Genomic DNA, 18878 nt, shown 5'->3' with positions numbered 1-18878 from the left:
CTGTTCGTAATTACCATGTTTACAAGAGCTGAGTGCTGATGATGCATTGGACAAAGCCCACAGTTAAAAGGACAAGGCGATTTAAGATCTACATATGGAACCTTAGGTCCCTTACCTTCATATTCCCAATAGTCGAACTTGTAGTATAGATTTACATCACCATAATATAGATCTTCAAATTCACCGTGATCTGGACAGACTTTTCTTATGTATAATTTATCTTCTTTCTCAAATATTACGGCAGGTAATAGTCTATAACAGACCGGACATAAGGAACTAGTAACTCTCACCAATTTTTCATTTTCTGCAATCTTAGGTAAAGGGCCTCCTATCCTAATTTCCCTATCTCCAAATTTAACTACCCCGTTATCAAATTTAGACGGAGCTGGTAATAGTCTAAATCTTTCCTCGCTCTTCTGAACTGTTTCTGTCATTTTTTATCTTCATAAAGCATATGAGTAGCCTACTTATAAGCTCTTTCACCATTATAACTGCATATTTGGTTAAAACCATCCTAAGAAATTATCCCATCCAGTATTTTCTACAACTTCACCCTTGTATAATACATTGTTCTTCCCTTCAGAGTTTTCATTTTTAATTACTTCTCCTATAACTATTGGGTTTAAACCATATTTTCTCATTTCTCTCATAACTTCCTCTACTACGCTTTTTCTAACAACTAGTAATGTCTCGAACTCTTCTCCCGAATACTTTAGGATATCTTTGATTTCGATACCTAAGGAATCAGTCATTTCTTTTACCTCTGGGTCTATGGGTATTTGCTTCAGTTCTACTGTTACATTCTTTCTTTTTACGATATTGTACAAGGAGACAATGAGACCGTCGCTGACATCAGTTGAATACGAAATATTTGTACAATATTTTTCAATAATTTTAACTATACCTTTATTAACAATAGGATGACGAATCTTATTGATCACTTTTTTAGGTAAATAAATATTCCAAGAACGAACATAAGATAGAAAAACTAATGATGTGTATCCTATTGAATTAGATATAATTACTACATCACCGTCATCTATGTCCTTGTTAGAATTACACGTAGACAACCCAATCCCCATTATATCGATCCAACCGCTTCCGTCACTGGAATTAAGATCTCCACCTACGTACTTGCCATGGTAATACTTAATAGCATCTGCTATACCTTCAATTAAATTCTCAAGTTTATCCAACTTTGATTTAGGTATACCAATCGATGAGAAGAACAAACTAGGAATTCCGCCTTTAGAGATAATGTCGCTTACGGTTGAAATTACTGCTTTCCAACCTAAATCATATAAATCCATGAAAGAAAAAGTATAAGATAATTGAAAACCGTCTATTTTGTAGATGAGACCTTTTTCAGTGTATACATCGTCTCTTATAGAATTAAAAACTACATACTTAGATATTATACTATTTATAAATTCATGTTCTGAAAACAACTTTAATCACCAAAAAGCCGCCGCGGGGACTTGAACCCCGGACCACCGGCTGTACCGGATCCTGCTACTATACCTTACGAGGCCGGCGCTCTACCAGTCTGAGCTACGGCGGCATATATTTTTTGTATCTAAGCTTTTTAAAATTTAAATACAAGACGAGATTACTTTCATGACGTAGTCTTTAGTTCTATCTATTAGAATACTATATGAGCCTAAATACCCTTTAGGATCTAGAACTTGTCTCAAGTCTTCTTCGGTCATATACTGTCTAACTATTTCGTTTTCTAAAGCTTCCTCATAAAGAGACTTATTCTTGGCTTCAGCTTCTCTGGATATATTCATCGAAAGCTCATGAGCCGTATGTCTGGGAAGACCTCTTAAAGTTAAATTAACCATTAGACTCTCTGCCATTATAAGACCTTTGGTTAAGTTTAGGTTTCTTTCCATATTTTCTGGAAATATTCTTAATGTTCTCATCAATTTGATCGTACTATCTAACATTTCATCAATTGTAAGGAAGGAATGGGAAATAATTATACGTTCGGAAGAGCTATTAGTTAAATCACGCTCGTGCCATAATGGTATGTTTTCGAGCTCCGCTATAACGAAACCCCTTAAGACTTTTGCTAACCCACTTATCTTCTCAGCTGTTACTGGGTTTTCCTTATGAGGCATCGTACTACTCCCTACTCTCTCTACGGCCTCTCCCTCTGCAAGTTCCAAAATTTCTGGTCTCATAAGTTCACGTATTTCTAAGGCAAACCTATCAAGTTGAGAACCTAATATCGCTAGATCTGAGATCAATTCGGCAAATGCATCTCTCGGTGCTACTTGAGTTGAAATTACATGAGAAGGTATTCCAAGATTTTCTGAAACGTAATTCTCGATTTCCACCCCTTTATCTCGCCAAGCTGCCATCGTACCCACGGCTCCCGCCATTTTTATTCTTACTAATCTCTTTTCCAGCTCACATAATCTCTCTAATGACCTAGAAAATTCATACGCGTAATTAGAAAACTTAAAACCTAAAGTAATCGGAAGGGCGTGTTGCCCGTGAGTCCTTCCTACCATCACTAGGTCTTTGTATTTTGATGAGTAGTCAAGTAGGATTTGGAGAATATTTCTCAGTTTCTGTTTAATTATATTCAATGCCTTTGAGAAAATTATGGCGTATGCTGTATCTATTATATCATAGCTGGTTGCCCCGTAATGAATGTACTTAGCCCCTGAAAGTTCGGCCAGATGAACCGTTAAAGCCATAACATCATGACCTAATTTTTTCTCTAATTCGTTGATTCTTTCTATATTTATTTTTTCTATTACTTCTTTTACCCGCTTTGACTCATCCTCATTAATAACTCCAGCTTTAAATAAAGCATATAATAATGCTACCTCTACTTCTGCCATGGTTTTAACTATGTTTTTTCTTGAAAATAAATCTCTCATTTCTTTACTTCCATATCTCCATTCAAAAACACATATTTCATTACTCATAATTTTAAAAAGACATTTATTAGCGTATTAAGTCTTCGTATATTGAATATGGATACAATAATAACAATTGGCAGTCATTCATCACTACAAATTCTTCACGGTGCCAAAAAAGAAGGTTTCAAGACAATACAAATAACACCAGAAAACAGAGTCAAATTTTATTCGCAATTCCCGTTTATTGATAAGGTAATCGGGTATAGGAACGAAGACGAGGCTGTGAATTATATTAACAAATATACTGATAACGGAATCTTGATTCCTCATGGAAGTCTCGTAGAATATATAGGTAATGAGAGAGTAAAGAAAATCTCTACTAAGATCTTCGGAAATAGAAACTTGTTCGAATGGGAAGCAAATCAAAGGAAGAAAATGAGCTTGCTAAAAATGTCCAATATACCAACTCCCATGGATTTTGAAAGTCCTGAAGACGTAGATAGAATGGTAATCGTAAAACTACCTGGAGCAAAAGGAGGTAGGGGATATTTTGTAGCAAAAAATAAGTCCGAAGTTAAGGAGGGCTTAAACAAATTACTCTCCGCTAAACTGATTAAATCTATCAATGAAGTAATAATCCAAGAATATGTTATCGGAGTACCAATGTATTTCCAATTCTTTTACAGTCCTATTTTAAATAGATTAGAAATAACGGGTATTGATATAAGATATGAAACTAACGTCGACGGGTTGAGAAGACTTCCTTTCAACTTAAATATCGAACCAACATTCGTAGTAGTGGGCAATTTACCTGCTGTTGCAAGAGAGAGTTTATTACCTAAAGTGTTTGATTACGGTATGTCATTTGTTAATACAATAAAAGAAAGAGTCCCGCCTGGAATGATAGGGCCTTTCTGCTTGGAATCTGTCGTTAAAGACTCAGGAGAAATAGCGGTATTTGAATTCTCTGGGAGAATTGTAGCTGGTACTAATCTGTATATAAACGGAAGCCCATATAGCTGGTTATATTGGGATGAACCCATGAGTGTAGGCAGAAGAATAGGAAGAGAAATCAAATTAGCTTTAAACGAAAATAGGCTCAACGAGGTGTTAACTTAATGGATAACGTGATTCAAATAGCTGCTTTAGCAAGCCATTCAGCATTAGACGTTTTCGATGGGGCTAAAGATGAAGGGTTTAAAACAATAGCATTATGTAAGAAGGGTAGAGATAGAGCTTATAGAGAATTTAAAAGAATAGTAGATAGATGTATAGTTTTAGATGACTTTAAGGAAATATCGTCTGATAAAATTGACTCGATGCTTCACAGCGAAAATGTGATCATGGTTCCTAACAGAAGCTTAGCTGTTTATGTAGGTTACGATAACTTAGAAAGAATGAAGACAAAATTCTTTGGCAATAGAAGAATGCTCAGATGGGAGGAGAGGAGTGGGGATAAGAATTACTATAAATTACTAGATGAAGCGAAAATAAAAAGACCTAGAACGTTAAGACCTGATAACATAGACGTTCCAGTAATAGTCAAACTTCCAGAAGCAAAAAGAAGAGTAGAAAGAGGGTTTTTCATTGCTGTAAACCAAAAGGATTTTGACAATAAAATAGATGAACTGAGGAAAAATGGGATAATAGATGATGAAAGTATAAACTCGATGGTTATTGAAGAATACATATTAGGAGCCCATTTTAACATTAATTACTTCAATTCACCAATTTATGACAGAGTAGAACTCCTAAGTGTCGATCGTAGAATTCAAAGTGATTGGGATTCATTTTACAGATTACCCGCTGAAATTCAATTGAAACTAAATAGACTACCAAGATTTATAGAAGTGGGCCACGAGCCAGCAACTATAAGGGAAAGCTTACTGGAGAAAATATTCGAAATAGGTTACTCTTTTGTAGAAACTACGAAAAAGCTGGAACCACCTGGTATTATAGGACCATTTACTTTACAGTTAATGGTAACGCCCGAACTCGATTTGATAGTATTTGATGTAGCTCCTAGAATAGGAGGAGGGACTAATGCCCATATGGGAATAGGAAGCCAGTACTCTAAACTATATTTTGGCAAACCTATGAGCGTAGGAAGAAGAATAGCTTATGAAATAAAAGAAGCTATTTCACGTAACTCGATCGACTTAATTATAACTTAAAGATTTTTAGGTGGATTTTTTATAATTATAGATTGACGTAAGTGCTGATTATAAATAGACGGATCTTTTACCAGATTATAATTATAGATTGACGTAAGAAATATTTAAATATCATACATCAATATTTATCAAAACGGTGTTTAATGCTAACGATTTTAGTAGGAGGTTTTTTTGGAGACGAAGGAAAGGGTAAGATAGCTGCATATATAGGAATTAATGATTCTCCAAAACTCGCAGTCAGAACTGGATCCATTAACGCTGGGCACACAGTAACTTATATGGGGAAGCAATGGAAAGTTAGAATTATTCCATCAGCCTTTATAAATAAGTCATCTAAATTAGTTCTAGCTCCAGGTGCTCTCACGTCTATTCAATTACTATTTAATGAGGCTAGAGAAACCGATAGTACGGACAGACTATTAGTAGACGAGCACGTAGGGATCATAACCCAAGGGGAGATTGACGAAGAAAGGAAAGATGAATATTTAATGAAAGTAATAGGAAGCACCGGTCAAGGAGTGGGATATGCTGAAGCTAAAAGAATCTTAAGAAAATTAAAGCTCGCAAAAGATTATGAAGAACTTAAACCATACTTAACTAAAGTTCCTAATTTAGTGTTAGACGAATTAGGTAAAGGTAACGACGTATTAGTTGAAGGTACACAAGGACATTACTTAAGTCTTTATCACGGAGAATATCCCTATGTAACGAGCAGGAATACTACGTCGTCTGGAATCCTAAGCGAATTGGGAATAGGACCTAAGTACGTTGATCACGTGATAATCGTATTCAAATCCTATGTCACAAGAGTAGGAGGAGGTACTTTAGAAGGAGAAATACCTTGGGAGGAGGCTGAGAAAATGGGAATAGCTGAAACTGCAACTGTTACTGGAAGAAAAAGAAGGAGTGCACCTTTCAATGTGAAGTTGGCTAAAGAAGCAATAAGGATAAATTCAGCAACCCAAGTAGCAATAACCAAACTAGATTCTCTATTTAAGGAGGCAAGAAATGTAAGAGAGTTTAATAAACTACCTAGAGAGGCTAGAAAATGGATAGAGGATCTAGAAGCCGAATTAAAAGCACCAATTACGATAATCGGAACTGGAGAAGACACATTAGCTACAATTGATCTAAGACAAGAGAAAATAAGAGAGTGAGAATATGGTTTACGACATAGTTATAGTGGGAGCAGGACCGGCTGGACTGTTTGCTGCTTACGAACTAGCAAACTTAAAGAATTCCGAAAACGGCAAGGACCTGAAGGTCTTATTAGTAGATAAGGGTCTAAGACCTTTGAAAAGGACGTGCCCATTACTGACTCCTAAGGAAAAGTGTACCTTCTGCGATCCTTGCAATATAACTTACGGTATAGGTGGAGCTGGAACTTATAGTAGTGGAATAATAAACCTCAGACCGGATATTGGTGGAGAACTTCATGAAATATTAAGGAGTTGGGATAAGGCACAAGAGTTAGTAGATTATGTAGACGAAGTTTTGGTAAAGTTTGGAGCACCTAAGGATAGGTTCTTCGAACCCAACATGGAAAAAGTTAAGGATATTCAAAGAAAAGCAGCTAAGGTAGGTGCGGAATTTATACCTATTAGGCAGAGGCACATAGGAACTGATAAAACTCCTTTAGTTATAGAGAATATTCTCAATTATATAGAGAAGAGTGGCGTAAAAGTAGAAGAATTAACAAACGTGCTAGAAATACAAAAGAAGGGTGATCATTTCCTTCTCAAGACTAACAGAAAAGAGGAAATAGAAACTAAAACCCTGCTTGTAGCACCTGGTAGAGCTGGTGCTAAGTGGTTCTTAGAACAAGCTAGGAACTTAGGCGTTGATATGGTACCAGGACCTCTCGATATTGGCGTAAGAGTTGAGGTAGAATCCTTTGTAATGGAGGAACTAACTTCAGCGGTATGGGATCCTAAAGTAGTACTATACACCAAAAAATATGATGATAAAGTTAGAACTTTCTGTGTAAATCCAAGAGGTTATATTATGAAAGAAGTTTACGATGACGGTACTATAGGCGTTAACGGGCAAACCTTCGCTGATAGGAAAAGCAATAATACGAATTTTGCCTTCTTAACTACAATAAAACTTTCGGATCCTCTGGAAGATACAATTGAGTACGGAAAAAGCATTGCGAGACTAATGACCAGATTAGGCGGAGAGAAACCAATAATACAGAGACTCATTGACTTCGAAAAAGGAAGAAGAAGTACGTGGGAAAGAATTAACAGATCTACAGTAAGGCCTACTTTAAGAGACGTAACTCCAGGTGATATAAGCATGGGACTCCCATATAGAGTAGTTAGTAACTTAATTGAAGGTCTAGAGAGACTTGACAACATTGCACCGGGGTTATATTCTTCTAACACCTTACTATATGCACCTGAAATAAAGTACTATAGTATGAAAGCTGTAGTAGATAGTAATATGGAGACTGTAGTAGATAACTTGTTTGTTGCTGGTGATGGAGTAGGTTTATCAAGAGGAATAAACATTGCAGCAGCTACTGGTATACTTGCAGCAAGAGGTATAACTAGAAAGTTAGGAATTTAATCTTTTCTCCCAGATTTAATCAAATTTTAGAAATAATAAAAGAGTTTTTAGCTTCTGTGTTTACTTTATCTTATATGAACGACTTAAACGAGATTGAACAAAAAGTAATAATGGAGCTTGAATATAACTTTCCTTTTGACGAGAAACCCTTTCAGTTAATTGGTGAAAAACTAGGGATTAGTGAGAGAGAAGTCATAGAAATAGTAAAGGGTCTTATAGATAGGGAAATTGTCAAGAGAGTAGGAATGTATGTCAGCTTTAGAGCTAAGGGGATGGAGAGCGCGTTAATCGCTGCTGCAATTCCTCCCGAAAATTTAGAAAAGTTTAGAAAAATAGCGTTAGGAATAAGAGAACTCACTCATAATTTTATTAGAAATCATCCCAGATACAACGTATGGTACGTATTAAAAGCTGAGGGTAAAGAGTCTTTGGACAAAAAGATTGCCGAATTGATGAGTGAAGTAAAATGTAAGGAATATGTAGTTTTGTATTCTAAAAAATCTTTAAAATTAAGTGTTAAATACGACGTTATAAAGGGGGTCTCGTATGCTGATAACCAGCCGGTTCACGAAAAAATTCCTACTGCAGAAGAATTAGGAATACAGAAGGAGTTATTGAAAGACCTCTCTTATCCGTTATCTATTTCTGAAAGACCTTTTCAAAAGATAGCAGAAAAGTATAACATGAAAGACAGTGAATTGGTGGAGCTTATTAAAGAGTTATACGAAAAAGGTGTGATTAAAGATTACGGAGCTACAATAAACGGGGAAAAAGTGGGTATAACTGAAAATGCAATGATGCTGATTAACTCAGAGGATATAGAATCCTCATGTTACAACATCGCAAATAAACTAAAAGAAGCCACTCATGTAGTACTAAGGGAATCCAACACGAAATGGGATTACTTATGTTATGCGATGATACATGCAAGGTCGAGGGAAATCATATCAGAAGTCGCAAAAAAAGCGGTGACTTTGGCAAATGCTAAGAGTTATATGCTACTATTCAGCCTAGAAAATTTGAAGCCTGGTATTGTAATCTAGAATAAGAACCCTTTATTTTAATATTAGTTACTACAGCGTTAAGCTCTTCTAACAAATTAATTGTCTTTGAGTTCCTTAACTCTCCTTCAAACTCTAGGTAGAAGTAATATTGCCATGGTATTACTTTAAGAGGTCTCGAATATATCATAGTTAGGTTTATGTTATATTTGTAGAATTTTTCTAAGGCTCTATATAGGGCGCCAGGCTTATGAGGAACATTAAAGAATATCATAGTTCTCTCTCCGCTTGTAGTGAGACTCTTAGATATTGTAACGAACCTTGTAATATTCAAATTGTCTTGTATATTATTCAACAATATTTTAAGGCCGTAGACTGAGGCTGCATATTGTGAGCATATTGCTGCCCCGTAGTTGTCTTTCGAGGCATATAAGGCGGCAGCAGAAGTACTTTCTACTGGAATTATGTTTTCAATTTTAAGCTTTTGTAAAGTCTCTTTGGCCTCTTGTATTGCATGGTTATGAGAATATAATCTTTTTATGTCTTCTATTCGTTTTACGTTAGTATTAACAGCTAGAACTAGTTTTATTTCCCTTTCTATATAGGAATTTACATAGATTTCATCATATTTGTATAAGTTATCTAAAGTCTCATGAACAGGACCTTCTATACTATTCTCTATAGGAACTACACCTATCGCGTTATTATCAGTATAAACCCTACTAAATATCTCTGATATTGACCTTAGCGGAATTTTGTTTCCATTTACCATATTTGCTACTTCGTTCGAAAAGCTCCCTTCAGGGCCTAAATAATAAATTCCATTTGGATCGACGTTTAAATGGTAACTCTATCTTATAAAGTTAAGTAGAAATTATGATGATATTCAGAGATTATTAATACTGACTACTCTTTTACTCAACTAATGTGGCTTCAATACCGTCTAATGCTAATGCATATAGAAAATCAGACAATGCATCTCCAGAAGGAATCTCAAACATGACATAGATTTTAGTGTACCCTGGTTTTACGTCGCTACTAATTCTATCATGAATTACGTCAATTACGTTTCCCCTTATTTGGGCTATTCTGCTTAAAACCTTATTTAGATAACCTGGTTTATCGGGCACGAGGACTTTAACTTTTACTATTCTCTTTGTTTTGTATAACATCTTATCAATGATTCTTGCCAATAAGGAAAGATCTATATTCCCACCACTTATTATTGGGACAATTTTCTTTCCATGGTAACTAACCTTACCAGAAAGTAATGCAGCGACTGTAGCTGCACCAGCTCCCTCAGCTACTGTCTTATTTCTCTCTAGTAAGAACATAATCGCATTAGCTATTTCGTCATCATCAACTAGAACTATATCGTCAACTAATTCATTTATAATTTTATAGGTTAACTCTGAAGGTGATTTAACTAAAATCCCATCCGCTATCGAGAACGAAGGTTCTATCTCAACTAATCTACCTAAATCTTTAGAGACCTTTAATGAAGGAGAAGCTGATGATTGAACCCCAATTATTTTAACGTTAGGTAACTTAGACTTTATCACTAAGGATATGCCTGAGATAAGCCCACCTCCTCCTATGGGAACTATGACCACATCAGGTTTCAAATCCAGTAATTCTAACCCTAAAGTTCCCTGCCCTAATATTACATTCAAATCACCGTAAGGATGGACTAATATTGCTCTTGTTTCTCTAATAATTTCCTCTGCTTTTTTCATACCTTCATGAAGAAACTTTCCATATAATATTACATTTGCCCCATAAGATTTAGTAGCTAAATACTTAGATATTGGAGCAGTTTCGGGCATTACAATTGTTGCCTTAATTCCTAAAGCCTTAGCGGCATAAGCTACACCTTGTGCGTGATTACCAGCAGAGACTGCTATTACACCTCTTTTCCTCTCTTCTTCCGATAATCTAATTAACCTAGAAAATGCACCCCTTACTTTAAACGAACCAGTCTTTTGTAAGTTTTCCATTTTTAGATATACGTCTGCATTAGTGGCCCTTGATAAGGTATTGGAATAATCTAAAGGGGTCTCATGAATATACTTTCTGATTAGCTCTTTGGTCTTAACAATTTCATTAAAATATTCATACCATGTCATTCAGGCAAACCCTACCCTCATCATTTTTCAGCGATCGAAGGCCTCATCCTCGTTATTGAACTCCTTGTATAACTTATTAAAGGTATCTTCTAATAGTTCTGGAAGTACCTTTATCCCACCTATCACTGGCATGAAATTAACATCACCGTTCCATCTTGGAACTATATGAACATGAACGTGCTGATCTATACCTGCTCCGGCTACCCTCCCAATATTTATACCTAGATTAAATCCGTCTGGGGAATATACCTTCCTAAGGATTTTTATAGCTCTTTTTACTATAGAGAAGAGCTCTAAAGCCTCTTCATCAGATAATAACTCAATACTACTAACATGCCTATAGGGAACTACCATGATATGACCTGGATTATATGGGTAAGCGTTCAGTATTACAAAATTAAATTTGCCTCTATAAACTATTAAGTGTTCTTTATCATTAGTTGATTTTGGAAAATCACAGAAAATGCAAGAGTCGTCCTTCTTTTTAGAAGCTTCTGAGATATATTTTGATCTCCAAGGAGCCCATAATACGTCCATACTTATCTAAACAATAAAAAGTAACGAGTAAATAAATAGTTAAACCTTAATTTTGTAGTTTATTCCTCAGCATCTCTTATTCCTTCTTCAGTTATGGCAAATACAACTTCTCCTTCAGGCAAATGAGGAGCGTCAACTACTCTAGCTATTCTCTTATTTCCTCTACTCTTCTTTATTTGAATTCTGATACCTGGAACATGATATAAGGTATGACCTCCAACAGCTACAGTCGGGTCTCCGTAAAACATGTCTGGCCTCGCCATAACTTGGTTTGTAATTATTGTAGCTATATCATACATTTCAGCTAACCTAACTAGCTGGTGTAAGTGTTTGTTGAGTTTTTGCTGCCTTACAGCCAAGTTTTCTCTACCCGGATACTCAGCCCTGAAATGTGACGTTACCGAATCCACAATTACCAATTTGATTGCTGGTTCTTTTGTAATCAGTTCTTGCAAATCCTCTACTATAGCCATCTGATGATCTGAATTAATAGCCCTCATGTAGTATATGTTATTCATTGCGGTATCCGGATCCAATCCCACTGCTTTAGCCATAGCCTCTATTCTCTCCCATCTGAAAGTACCTTCTGTATCTATGTATACAGCCTTGCCGTTAAGACCGCCTTTTTCGGGCGGTAATTGAACATTAACACTAAGCTGATGACATAATTGTGTCTTTCCAGAACCAAACTCTCCAAAAAATTCCGTCATAGTTCTTGTTTCTATTCCTCCACCCAAAAGTCCGTCTAGTGCTTGACTGCTTGTTGTAATTTTCTTAGTATTCATTCTTTCTTTTTTAACCTCAAGAGCTGTCTTGAATCTAATATCTAATGCTTCTCTAGCTTCTTTTATTATTCTTTGTGCTGTAGTTTGTGGAATTCCAGCAGCTACGCTTAAGTCTTGAGGTGATGCTACTGCTACTGCTTCTAGTGTGGAATAACCCGCCTCTATCAACTTATTGAGTATACTTTGCCCTATTCCAGGTAAATCGGATAGGCTCTTTACTTTCCTTCCATCACCGTTTGTTGACATATACCACATCACCAACTGTAAAATCTAAAATATACACTTTCCACCGATACCTAATAAACATTATTTTCCCTCTCTTAAATACCAACCTATATCTAAATCAGGTATTATCTCTACGATTTTTTTCTTTATTTTAACCCTAGTAAAAGCTATAAATATAGCGTCTTCTGAGTATATTAAATATTTTTTATTATCAGACAACTCACAAGTTGTTTTAACATCTCTAAAATCAACTAATACAGATTTACCGTAGGTAAGTTTTTCTACTAACTTTGAATTATTTAAGAAAATTTTATTTTTACAAACTTGCGATAAATACTCAGAAATGGGTAACAGCGGATACACCTTTCCTTTCAAGATCTTTACAATGGGCTCTCCTATTGAGTAAGGATATAGATTAATTTCCCTAAGTTTAGTAAGAATTTCATTTAATTTATCATTGTTTTTATTAGAAAAAACCTCTATCTGATCAAAACTAGAGGAAAAGAGAAATATTTCCTTGTCCCTAAATAGCTGAGAGAACCCTTCAGTATCGCAATTATAACTTACAAGGATTTGTTTTACTATGGAAAGAAACTCGTTAAGAGAAATACGCTTATAGTCTAGCTTTTTCTTAGCCTGCAAACAAAAAACCCCTCTGTACGTGATTTATGCGGGTAAAACCTTATACATTTTTTAACTTCAGAGCTGAATTTTACATACATAAACTCTTCTAATCCAGGCTGAGCCGGATACCCTTCAATTTTATCCGTCTTCATCCCTAGCTCTTCAATGGCAAAATTTACTACCGCCTCATCCTCTTCAGGAGCTATACTACATGTGGAATAAACTAATGTACCTTCTTCCCCTAGAAGTAAATAAGCAGTTGTAATAAGCTTAAGTTGCTCCTCAAAAAAGATTTTCAGGTCGGACATACTCGTTTTTGTCTTTCTTCTAGGATCTTCAGGAATTAGACCCTCCCCACTACAAGGAGCATCCAGTAATATTTTTGAAAATTTCATTGAAGTTTTAACTAGGTTTTTAGAATCTGTTCGAAGTAAAACAACGTTCTTAGCCTTCATTCTATTAATATTAGACATTAAGCTTCTAATCCTATCTCTAGATTTTTCTACTGCTAGAATTAATCCTTTGTTCCGCATCAATTGTGATAATTGTGTTGTTTTACTCCCCGGTGAAGCAGCCATATCAAGAACTAGATCATTTTCACGTGGAGATAACACGTAAGGTGGAACCATTGAAGCTAAACCTTGTATATAATAATAACCGGACAAGTATTCTATTGTAGCACCTAGAGAAGGAGTTTTTGGCATTTTTATAACTTTATAACCATGTGGTAGCCATGTAACTTTCTCCAACATAAAGCCCTTATTTTCTAATCTTGATACAAGTCTCTCACAGTCTATCAAAATATCATTACATCTAATACTCTTTATAAGCGGGACGCTACAATGATATAGAAAGTCTTCTAACTCATCCTCCATCATATGAATATATCTTTCGATCATATAATCCAGAAAGCCATACTTTCTAGCTAGTTGTTTCGCTCTAAATGATGGTGAAACTGTGAATAGTTTCTCATACTTTTTTATATACTCATTAATATTCATTTTTGATGACACACATAGAACGGGAAGTCAAAATAAAATTATTCAGCCCACCTTTAAGTGTCTTACTAACCAAATTAAAAAACAAGTACACTTTTCTAGGAGAAGAAAGCCAGAAAGACATATACTACAATAGTCCAGTTAGAGATTTTCGCCAAACTGACGAGGCCTTAAGAATAAGGAAAAGTAACGGAAAGATAGAACTTACCTATAAAGGACCTAAAATATCCTCACAAAGTAAATCCAGATTAGAAATAAACGTCGAGATCTCTAACCTTGAGGATATGGACAGAATTTTACAGAATTTGGGATTTAAAAAAGTAATAGAGTTAGAGAAAACCAGATGGAACTTTAAGGTAAATAATTACACGATTTCTCTTGATAGTGTCAAAGGATTAGGAGATTTTTTGGAGATTGAAGGAATTGACGTCGACGAAAAGAACTTGTTAAACTTTGTTAATAATTTCTTATCCGAAAACGAGATAAAAGGGGAGTCTACACTCAAATCTTATCTTGAACTTCTGGTGGAGAAAATTGAGAAAACAAATAGCGATCCTAACTGACTTTGGAATTTCCGATAACTATAATGGAGTGATGGAAGCAGTAATTAGAAAGTTTAACCCAGAGATAGAAATTACTTATATTACTCCTAACGCAAAGGAATTTAACATTTATAGCGGGGCGTATTTACTCTATACCGCATATAGATACTTTAGGAGAGGAACAATATTTCTGGTAGTCATAGATCCTGGTGTAGGTACATCTAGAAAGCCTCTTATTATTAAAACTAATAACTACTTCTTTGTAGGACCGGATAACGGAGTGTTATTTCCTGCAGCTAATGAAGATCGAATAAAATCGATTATATGGATAAACAATCCCAGATCGTATCTCTCAAAGAGAATTTCTAATACTTTTCACGGCAGGGATATCTTTGCAGTAACGGCAGCTCTATTGTCCCTAGGAGTTGATATGAACGTATTCGGAGATGAAATAAGTCAAATTACAAATCTAGATTTTGAATATAAATTAGAGAAAATAGCTGAAAATAAATTGAAAGCTTGTGGAAAAGTTATTTACGTGGATCATTTCGGAAATGTCACTACATCAATAAGAATAGATAAAGATCTTCTACTAAACACGAATGGAAAACTAATACTTAAAGACGGGCAGGAGTACGAATTACACCAAGTAAAGACTTTCGGAGAAAGTTATGGACAAGAACTTTTGGTATATAAAAACGGGTACTCATTTATTGAGATCGGAATTAATAAGAGGAGTGCCTTTTATATTCTTAACTTACGAGAAGGTGATGAAGTCTGCGTAGAGGTCTTTACCCAGGGAGATTCCAACCCTTCCACTTAGGACATCTCCAAGTGGTTAAATGGACACTTCAAAGAGTCGACGAGCTGATAGTCGTTATTGGTAGCGCTCAGGAAAGCCACACACTCTCTAATCCTTTCACGGCTGGAGAGAGAATGGAGATGATAAGGAGAGCCCTAGAAGGGAGTAACATTGATTTATCTCTAATATACTTTGTTCCTATACCGGACATCTTAATGAACAGTGTATGGGTTTACCATGTAAAATCTTTCTCCCCTAAATTCGATGTTATTATAAGTAGGAATCCTCTAGTTATGCGACTATTCAAAGAAGCTGGTTATGAGGTTATTGAACCGCCTGCATATGACAGGAAGATATATAACTCGACTTTTATCAGAAGGTTAATAATAGAAAACAACAACGAATGGGAGAAACTAGTTCCAGCTGAAGTATCTGCTTACATTCATGAGATAAGAGGAGATGAAAGATTAAGGTCTATTGCGGGTTTCTCCTAATCCTTATATACACCGGTAAGAACTATGAAAATGGGAATCTGAATGTATAAGATTGAAACTTATTATAACGTTTTCCCATGGCATGCAAATCATTTCGGAAGCTTACACGGTGGCATATATATGAATTGGTTAATCGACACTAGCGGGCTCTTAATGTCAAATGTGAGCCGCGGTAATTATTTACTTGCATCTGTCGATTATATTTATCTGTTTAAACCTGCAAGAGTAGGGGATGTTATAAGAGTAGTAGCCGAGACTACAGCAGGTTGGGAGAGCTCTGTTGAAATTAAAGTTAAAGCATGTATAAAGAGGGAAGAAAAAGAGGAATTAGGAGCACTAGGGCTCACTACTTATGTAGCTGTTGACGAGAATGGTAGACCTAGAAAGTTGCCTGTGAAAATAGGTTCAGACGAAGAGGCAAATAAAAGGAGGGAGAAGAGAATAGAGAAAAAGAAGAAGGACGTTTTAGATCAAGAGGATTTGTTACCTGGAATGTCTTTCGGTAAAAGCTATATAAGAACAATATATCCAGAACACGGATTCGGAAATGGAATACTTTATGCAGGTAAAATGTATACAATGTTGGATGAGGCACTTGCAATAGTAGCGAAACTTTACACCAGAGGAAATGTATTCACTGGAAGTGCAGGAGCCGCAAACTTCTTGTCCCCCGTTAGAATAGGGGATATATTAGAGATTCAGGCTGCTATAGAGTATACTGGAAATACATCCCTTGATGTAGGTGCTAAGGTTTTCGCCATAAATCATTATACAGGTGAAAAAAGATTAGTCACGAGAACAGTATTCTCATTTGTAGCCATAGACGAAAATGCCAAACCTAAACCTATCCAAAAAATAACGCCCAGTACTGAGAAAGAAAAGAAAATATTTGAGGAAAGGCTTAAGGAAAGAGAGGAAAGGATAAAACTGTCAAAGACTCTTCAAGAAACAGAATTATGTCAATAAATTTTTAGTAAGAAGAAACCTTGAAAGAGAACTAGCAATGGTATGTGCTGTCCTAAGCGGCTCCGGCTCTTTAACGTAAATTTGATAATAGTTAATCAATTTAGAAGCATACTGTAAGCTAAGATTAGTGTCAACATATACGTTTCCTTTTTTGGTAGGTAGTAGAACTAAATTTTCTAAAACATTTAAGATTATACTAGTCCTTCTATCACCGCTAAAATGCTTTAAGAGTGCATGTTCCACGTCCTTTATATCAGGTATCTTAGAATAAAATATTATGTAATTTATACCATAATTCCTTAATTCCTCTGGATCCACATAATTAAACCCGCCTACAGTTATCCCATCTGTAAAGACCACTTCACAATCGTCTAAAATCTTCCTAAGTTTTGAAGTCGCATCATCACCATCAACTAAAATCAAGTCAAAATCAATCCCTATCAACAGTTTATCGTTATACTTTGAAGATAAAAGCACAGTTTTCCCTTTACCACCCTTAAACTTAAGCGGAAAATAACCATCGTCAACTCCACAAACTTGCAATTCTCTCATCACTTTCTACAATAGCTTTATAAATAATGTCTTCGCTGACAGCCAGGTTTATTTCCTTAGTTTTACCGTATCTCCCTCTATTAACTACTTTAGCTGTAATTATCCCTACCATATCTAACTCGTTTAGAATATCACTTACTCTCCTTTGGGTTACGTTTTCTACTCCTATCTTATTTGCTAACTTAAGATATATCTCATAAACTTCACCAGTAGTCAAGGTAGATTTACTCTTCAACCCCTTTAGAATAGCTGCCAGAACTAATTTAGAATGAAAAGGAAGAGTAGAAAGAACTTCATAAACTCTATCCCTCTCTATTTCCACTCTAGCTTTTTCAACCTCAGTAACCGTTATTTTATCTTTACCTTCTCTTTCTGCTATCTCTCCTGCAACCCTTAGAAGATCAAGAGCTCTTCTCGCATCACCGTGATCTCTAGCTGCCAAAGCTGCACAAAGTCTTATTACGTCATCATTTATAGCTTCCTCGTATATGGCAAATTTGGCTCTTTGTTTAAGAATATCTTCTAATTCTTCTGCGTTATAAGGAGGAAATACTAACTCTTCTTCACTTAAACTGCTTTTCACTCGTGGATCCAATGTTTCAATAAACCTAACATCGTTAGTGATCCCTATCAATGATATCAATGACTTACCGAGTTCATTATTAGCACGTGTAAACCTGTAAAGTATGTCATCACCATGCTTTTTTACCATTGCATCGATCTCATCAAGCACGATTACTACAATAGAATCAATGTCATTTAATTTTTTTAGTAATCTTCTAAAAAGTTCAGCTGTAGAAAGTCCGGTAAACGGTACCTTACTGTTTAAGCTTTCTAATATATCCGCTAAAATTCTATATGGAGTATCGCTTTGCCTAGTATTTACATAAACATAAGTGAAGTTAGACGGAAATCTCTTGTGCAGATTTTTTAATACGAACTTTGTAACAGCAGTTTTACCTGTTCCTGTTAAACCGTATATAAATATGTTACTAGGCCTTTCAGACCTGACTAAAGGAGACAATATTTCTACTAATTTTCGTATCTGATTTTCTCGATGAGGTAAAGTTTCGGGAACGTAATCTGGTAGGAGTAGTTCCCTGGCTTTGAATACCTTGCCCTTCCCTATAGATGATAATATTTGGTCGATTATATCACTCATTATTTACTAAATTATATTAATATTTCTTTTAACCTTTAACTCCCCGGTAAATCACCCCTCTATTTCCACTGGAGATAATAACGTATTATGATAAGCATCTCCCCCTCTATTTCTACTGGAAATGAAGAATAATCTGAAGTATCATAATCACAAGACGTAGGCAACAGTAGTTTGTATAATAAGATTAACTTTTACACTGATTTTTGCTTTAGAGATAAAATATAGTATGTCCAGTTGAAACAAAGGGGTGACCTGGCTTCATAGTTAATAATTCTAATAAAACACGTAAAGTTGTATTGTTTTCACATTCATTATCAATTTATTATTTCCTTTGTTTTTCAATTCACCTTGTTACTAGACGGTCAACTTTATGACGAGGTTAAGGAAGAAAGATTTAATTATTAAGATTAACACTTTTGATAATGGGCCGGTAGCTCAGCCTG

The 18878-nt window shown here is 35.4% G+C and carries 19 protein-coding genes, 1 tRNA gene and 1 pseudogene; 9 read left to right on the top strand and 12 right to left on the bottom strand.

Going from position 1 to position 18878, the window contains the following annotated elements; translation table 11 throughout:
• The 4 genes and pseudogenes from WIW89_RS04840 to purB form a co-directional block, all read right to left on the bottom strand.
• Positions 1 to 434, bottom strand: a pseudogene (locus WIW89_RS04840) (tetraether lipid synthase Tes); the annotation flags it as partial.
• A gap of 69 nt (positions 435 to 503) precedes the next feature.
• On the bottom strand, positions 504 to 1448 hold the full coding sequence (locus WIW89_RS04835) for a thiamine-phosphate kinase (RefSeq protein WP_337719945.1): 945 nt from the start codon (positions 1446 to 1448) through the stop codon (positions 504 to 506).
• Between the two features lie 15 nt (positions 1449 to 1463).
• Positions 1464 to 1561, bottom strand: a tRNA-Thr gene (locus tag WIW89_RS04830).
• Between the two features lie 31 nt (positions 1562 to 1592).
• A complete protein-coding gene (purB, locus tag WIW89_RS04825; protein WP_337719944.1) occupies positions 1593 to 2942 on the bottom strand; it encodes an adenylosuccinate lyase in 1350 nt (449 codons plus the stop codon).
• 18 nt (positions 2943 to 2960) lie between these two features.
• Between purB and WIW89_RS04820 the strand changes: the two genes are divergently transcribed.
• The 5 genes from WIW89_RS04820 (at position 2961) to WIW89_RS04800 (ending at position 8664) form a co-directional block, all read left to right on the top strand.
• Entirely contained in the window at positions 2961 to 3995 is a 1035-nt protein-coding gene (locus WIW89_RS04820; protein WP_337719948.1) for a formate--phosphoribosylaminoimidazolecarboxamide ligase, read from the top strand.
• Positions 3995 to 5050: a formate--phosphoribosylaminoimidazolecarboxamide ligase family protein gene (locus WIW89_RS04815; protein WP_337719943.1), complete on the top strand. Its 1056-nt coding sequence runs from the start codon at positions 3995 to 3997 to the stop codon at positions 5048 to 5050. Before WIW89_RS04820 ends, WIW89_RS04815 begins: the two co-directional genes overlap by 1 nt.
• A gap of 143 nt (positions 5051 to 5193) precedes the next feature.
• On the top strand, positions 5194 to 6207 hold the full coding sequence (locus WIW89_RS04810; RefSeq protein WP_337719942.1) for an adenylosuccinate synthetase: 1014 nt from the start codon (positions 5194 to 5196) through the stop codon (positions 6205 to 6207).
• Positions 6208 to 6211: 4 nt separating this feature from the next.
• The gene (locus WIW89_RS04805) at positions 6212 to 7621 is read left to right on the top strand and encodes an NAD(P)/FAD-dependent oxidoreductase (protein ID WP_337719941.1); all 1410 of its coding nucleotides are present in this window, start codon (positions 6212 to 6214) and stop codon (positions 7619 to 7621) included.
• Positions 7622 to 7695: 74 nt separating this feature from the next.
• A complete protein-coding gene (locus WIW89_RS04800; RefSeq protein ID WP_337719940.1) occupies positions 7696 to 8664 on the top strand; it encodes an Lrp/AsnC family transcriptional regulator in 969 nt (322 codons plus the stop codon).
• On the opposite strand, the gene WIW89_RS04795 is transcribed toward WIW89_RS04800, so the two are convergent.
• The 6 genes from WIW89_RS04795 to WIW89_RS04770 form a co-directional block, all read right to left on the bottom strand.
• Positions 8627 to 9442 carry a prephenate dehydratase gene (locus WIW89_RS04795; protein WP_337719947.1) on the bottom strand — a complete coding sequence of 272 codons (816 nt, stop codon included), beginning with the start codon at positions 9440 to 9442 and terminating at the stop codon, positions 8627 to 8629. The two genes, WIW89_RS04800 and WIW89_RS04795, sit on opposite strands and share 38 nt — an antisense overlap.
• A gap of 94 nt (positions 9443 to 9536) precedes the next feature.
• Positions 9537 to 10748 carry a threonine ammonia-lyase gene (ilvA, locus tag WIW89_RS04790; protein ID WP_337719939.1) on the bottom strand — a complete coding sequence of 404 codons (1212 nt, stop codon included), beginning with the start codon at positions 10746 to 10748 and terminating at the stop codon, positions 9537 to 9539.
• A 27-nt stretch (positions 10749 to 10775) separates the two neighbouring features.
• Entirely contained in the window at positions 10776 to 11285 is a 510-nt protein-coding gene (locus WIW89_RS04785; RefSeq protein WP_337719938.1) for an HIT family protein, read from the bottom strand.
• Positions 11286 to 11344: 59 nt separating this feature from the next.
• Positions 11345 to 12316 (bottom strand): DNA repair and recombination protein RadA, encoded by a 972-nt coding sequence (gene radA, locus WIW89_RS04780; RefSeq protein ID WP_337699518.1) that lies wholly within the window; start codon positions 12314 to 12316, stop codon positions 11345 to 11347.
• Positions 12317 to 12376: 60 nt separating this feature from the next.
• Positions 12377 to 12937, bottom strand: a complete 561-nt coding sequence (locus WIW89_RS04775; protein WP_337719937.1) for a hypothetical protein — start codon at positions 12935 to 12937, stop codon at positions 12377 to 12379.
• Complete coding sequence (locus tag WIW89_RS04770) at positions 12916 to 13920, bottom strand: RsmB/NOP family class I SAM-dependent RNA methyltransferase (RefSeq protein ID WP_337699515.1); 1005 nt, start codon at positions 13918 to 13920, stop codon at positions 12916 to 12918. The genes WIW89_RS04775 and WIW89_RS04770 overlap by 22 nt, the downstream gene beginning before the upstream one ends.
• Before the next feature lie 5 nt (positions 13921 to 13925).
• Here WIW89_RS04770 and cyaB point away from each other — a divergent pair, with 5 nt between their 5' ends.
• From cyaB to WIW89_RS04750, 4 genes are read left to right on the top strand one after another with little or no spacing between them, the layout of a single operon-like run.
• Positions 13926 to 14480, top strand: coding sequence for a class IV adenylate cyclase (gene cyaB, locus WIW89_RS04765; RefSeq protein ID WP_337719936.1), 555 nt, complete (start codon positions 13926 to 13928; stop codon positions 14478 to 14480).
• 31 nt (positions 14481 to 14511) lie between these two features.
• Positions 14512 to 15282, top strand: coding sequence for an SAM hydrolase/SAM-dependent halogenase family protein (locus WIW89_RS04760; protein ID WP_337700041.1), 771 nt, complete (start codon positions 14512 to 14514; stop codon positions 15280 to 15282).
• Positions 15237 to 15755, top strand: a complete 519-nt coding sequence (locus WIW89_RS04755; protein WP_337700039.1) for a nicotinamide-nucleotide adenylyltransferase — start codon at positions 15237 to 15239, stop codon at positions 15753 to 15755. The genes WIW89_RS04760 and WIW89_RS04755 overlap by 46 nt, the downstream gene beginning before the upstream one ends.
• A 42-nt stretch (positions 15756 to 15797) precedes the next feature.
• Complete coding sequence (locus WIW89_RS04750; RefSeq protein ID WP_337719935.1) at positions 15798 to 16721, top strand: acyl-CoA thioesterase; 924 nt, start codon at positions 15798 to 15800, stop codon at positions 16719 to 16721.
• Here WIW89_RS04750 and WIW89_RS04745 read toward each other — a convergent pair.
• A complete protein-coding gene (locus WIW89_RS04745; protein WP_337719946.1) occupies positions 16710 to 17264 on the bottom strand; it encodes an endonuclease dU in 555 nt (184 codons plus the stop codon). The two genes, WIW89_RS04750 and WIW89_RS04745, sit on opposite strands and share 12 nt — an antisense overlap.
• Complete coding sequence (locus WIW89_RS04740) at positions 17245 to 18435, bottom strand: Cdc6/Cdc18 family protein (protein ID WP_337719934.1); 1191 nt, start codon at positions 18433 to 18435, stop codon at positions 17245 to 17247. Before WIW89_RS04740 ends, WIW89_RS04745 begins: the two co-directional genes overlap by 20 nt.
• Positions 18436 to 18878 lie beyond the last annotated feature (443 nt).

The sequence above is a fragment of the Stygiolobus sp. CP850M genome, assembly GCF_037389425.1.
In the GTDB taxonomy this organism is placed as follows: domain Archaea; phylum Thermoproteota; class Thermoprotei_A; order Sulfolobales; family Sulfolobaceae; genus Stygiolobus.
The sequence above is the reverse complement of the archived record's forward strand: the minus strand, read 5'-3'. Positions and strand labels throughout refer to the sequence as shown.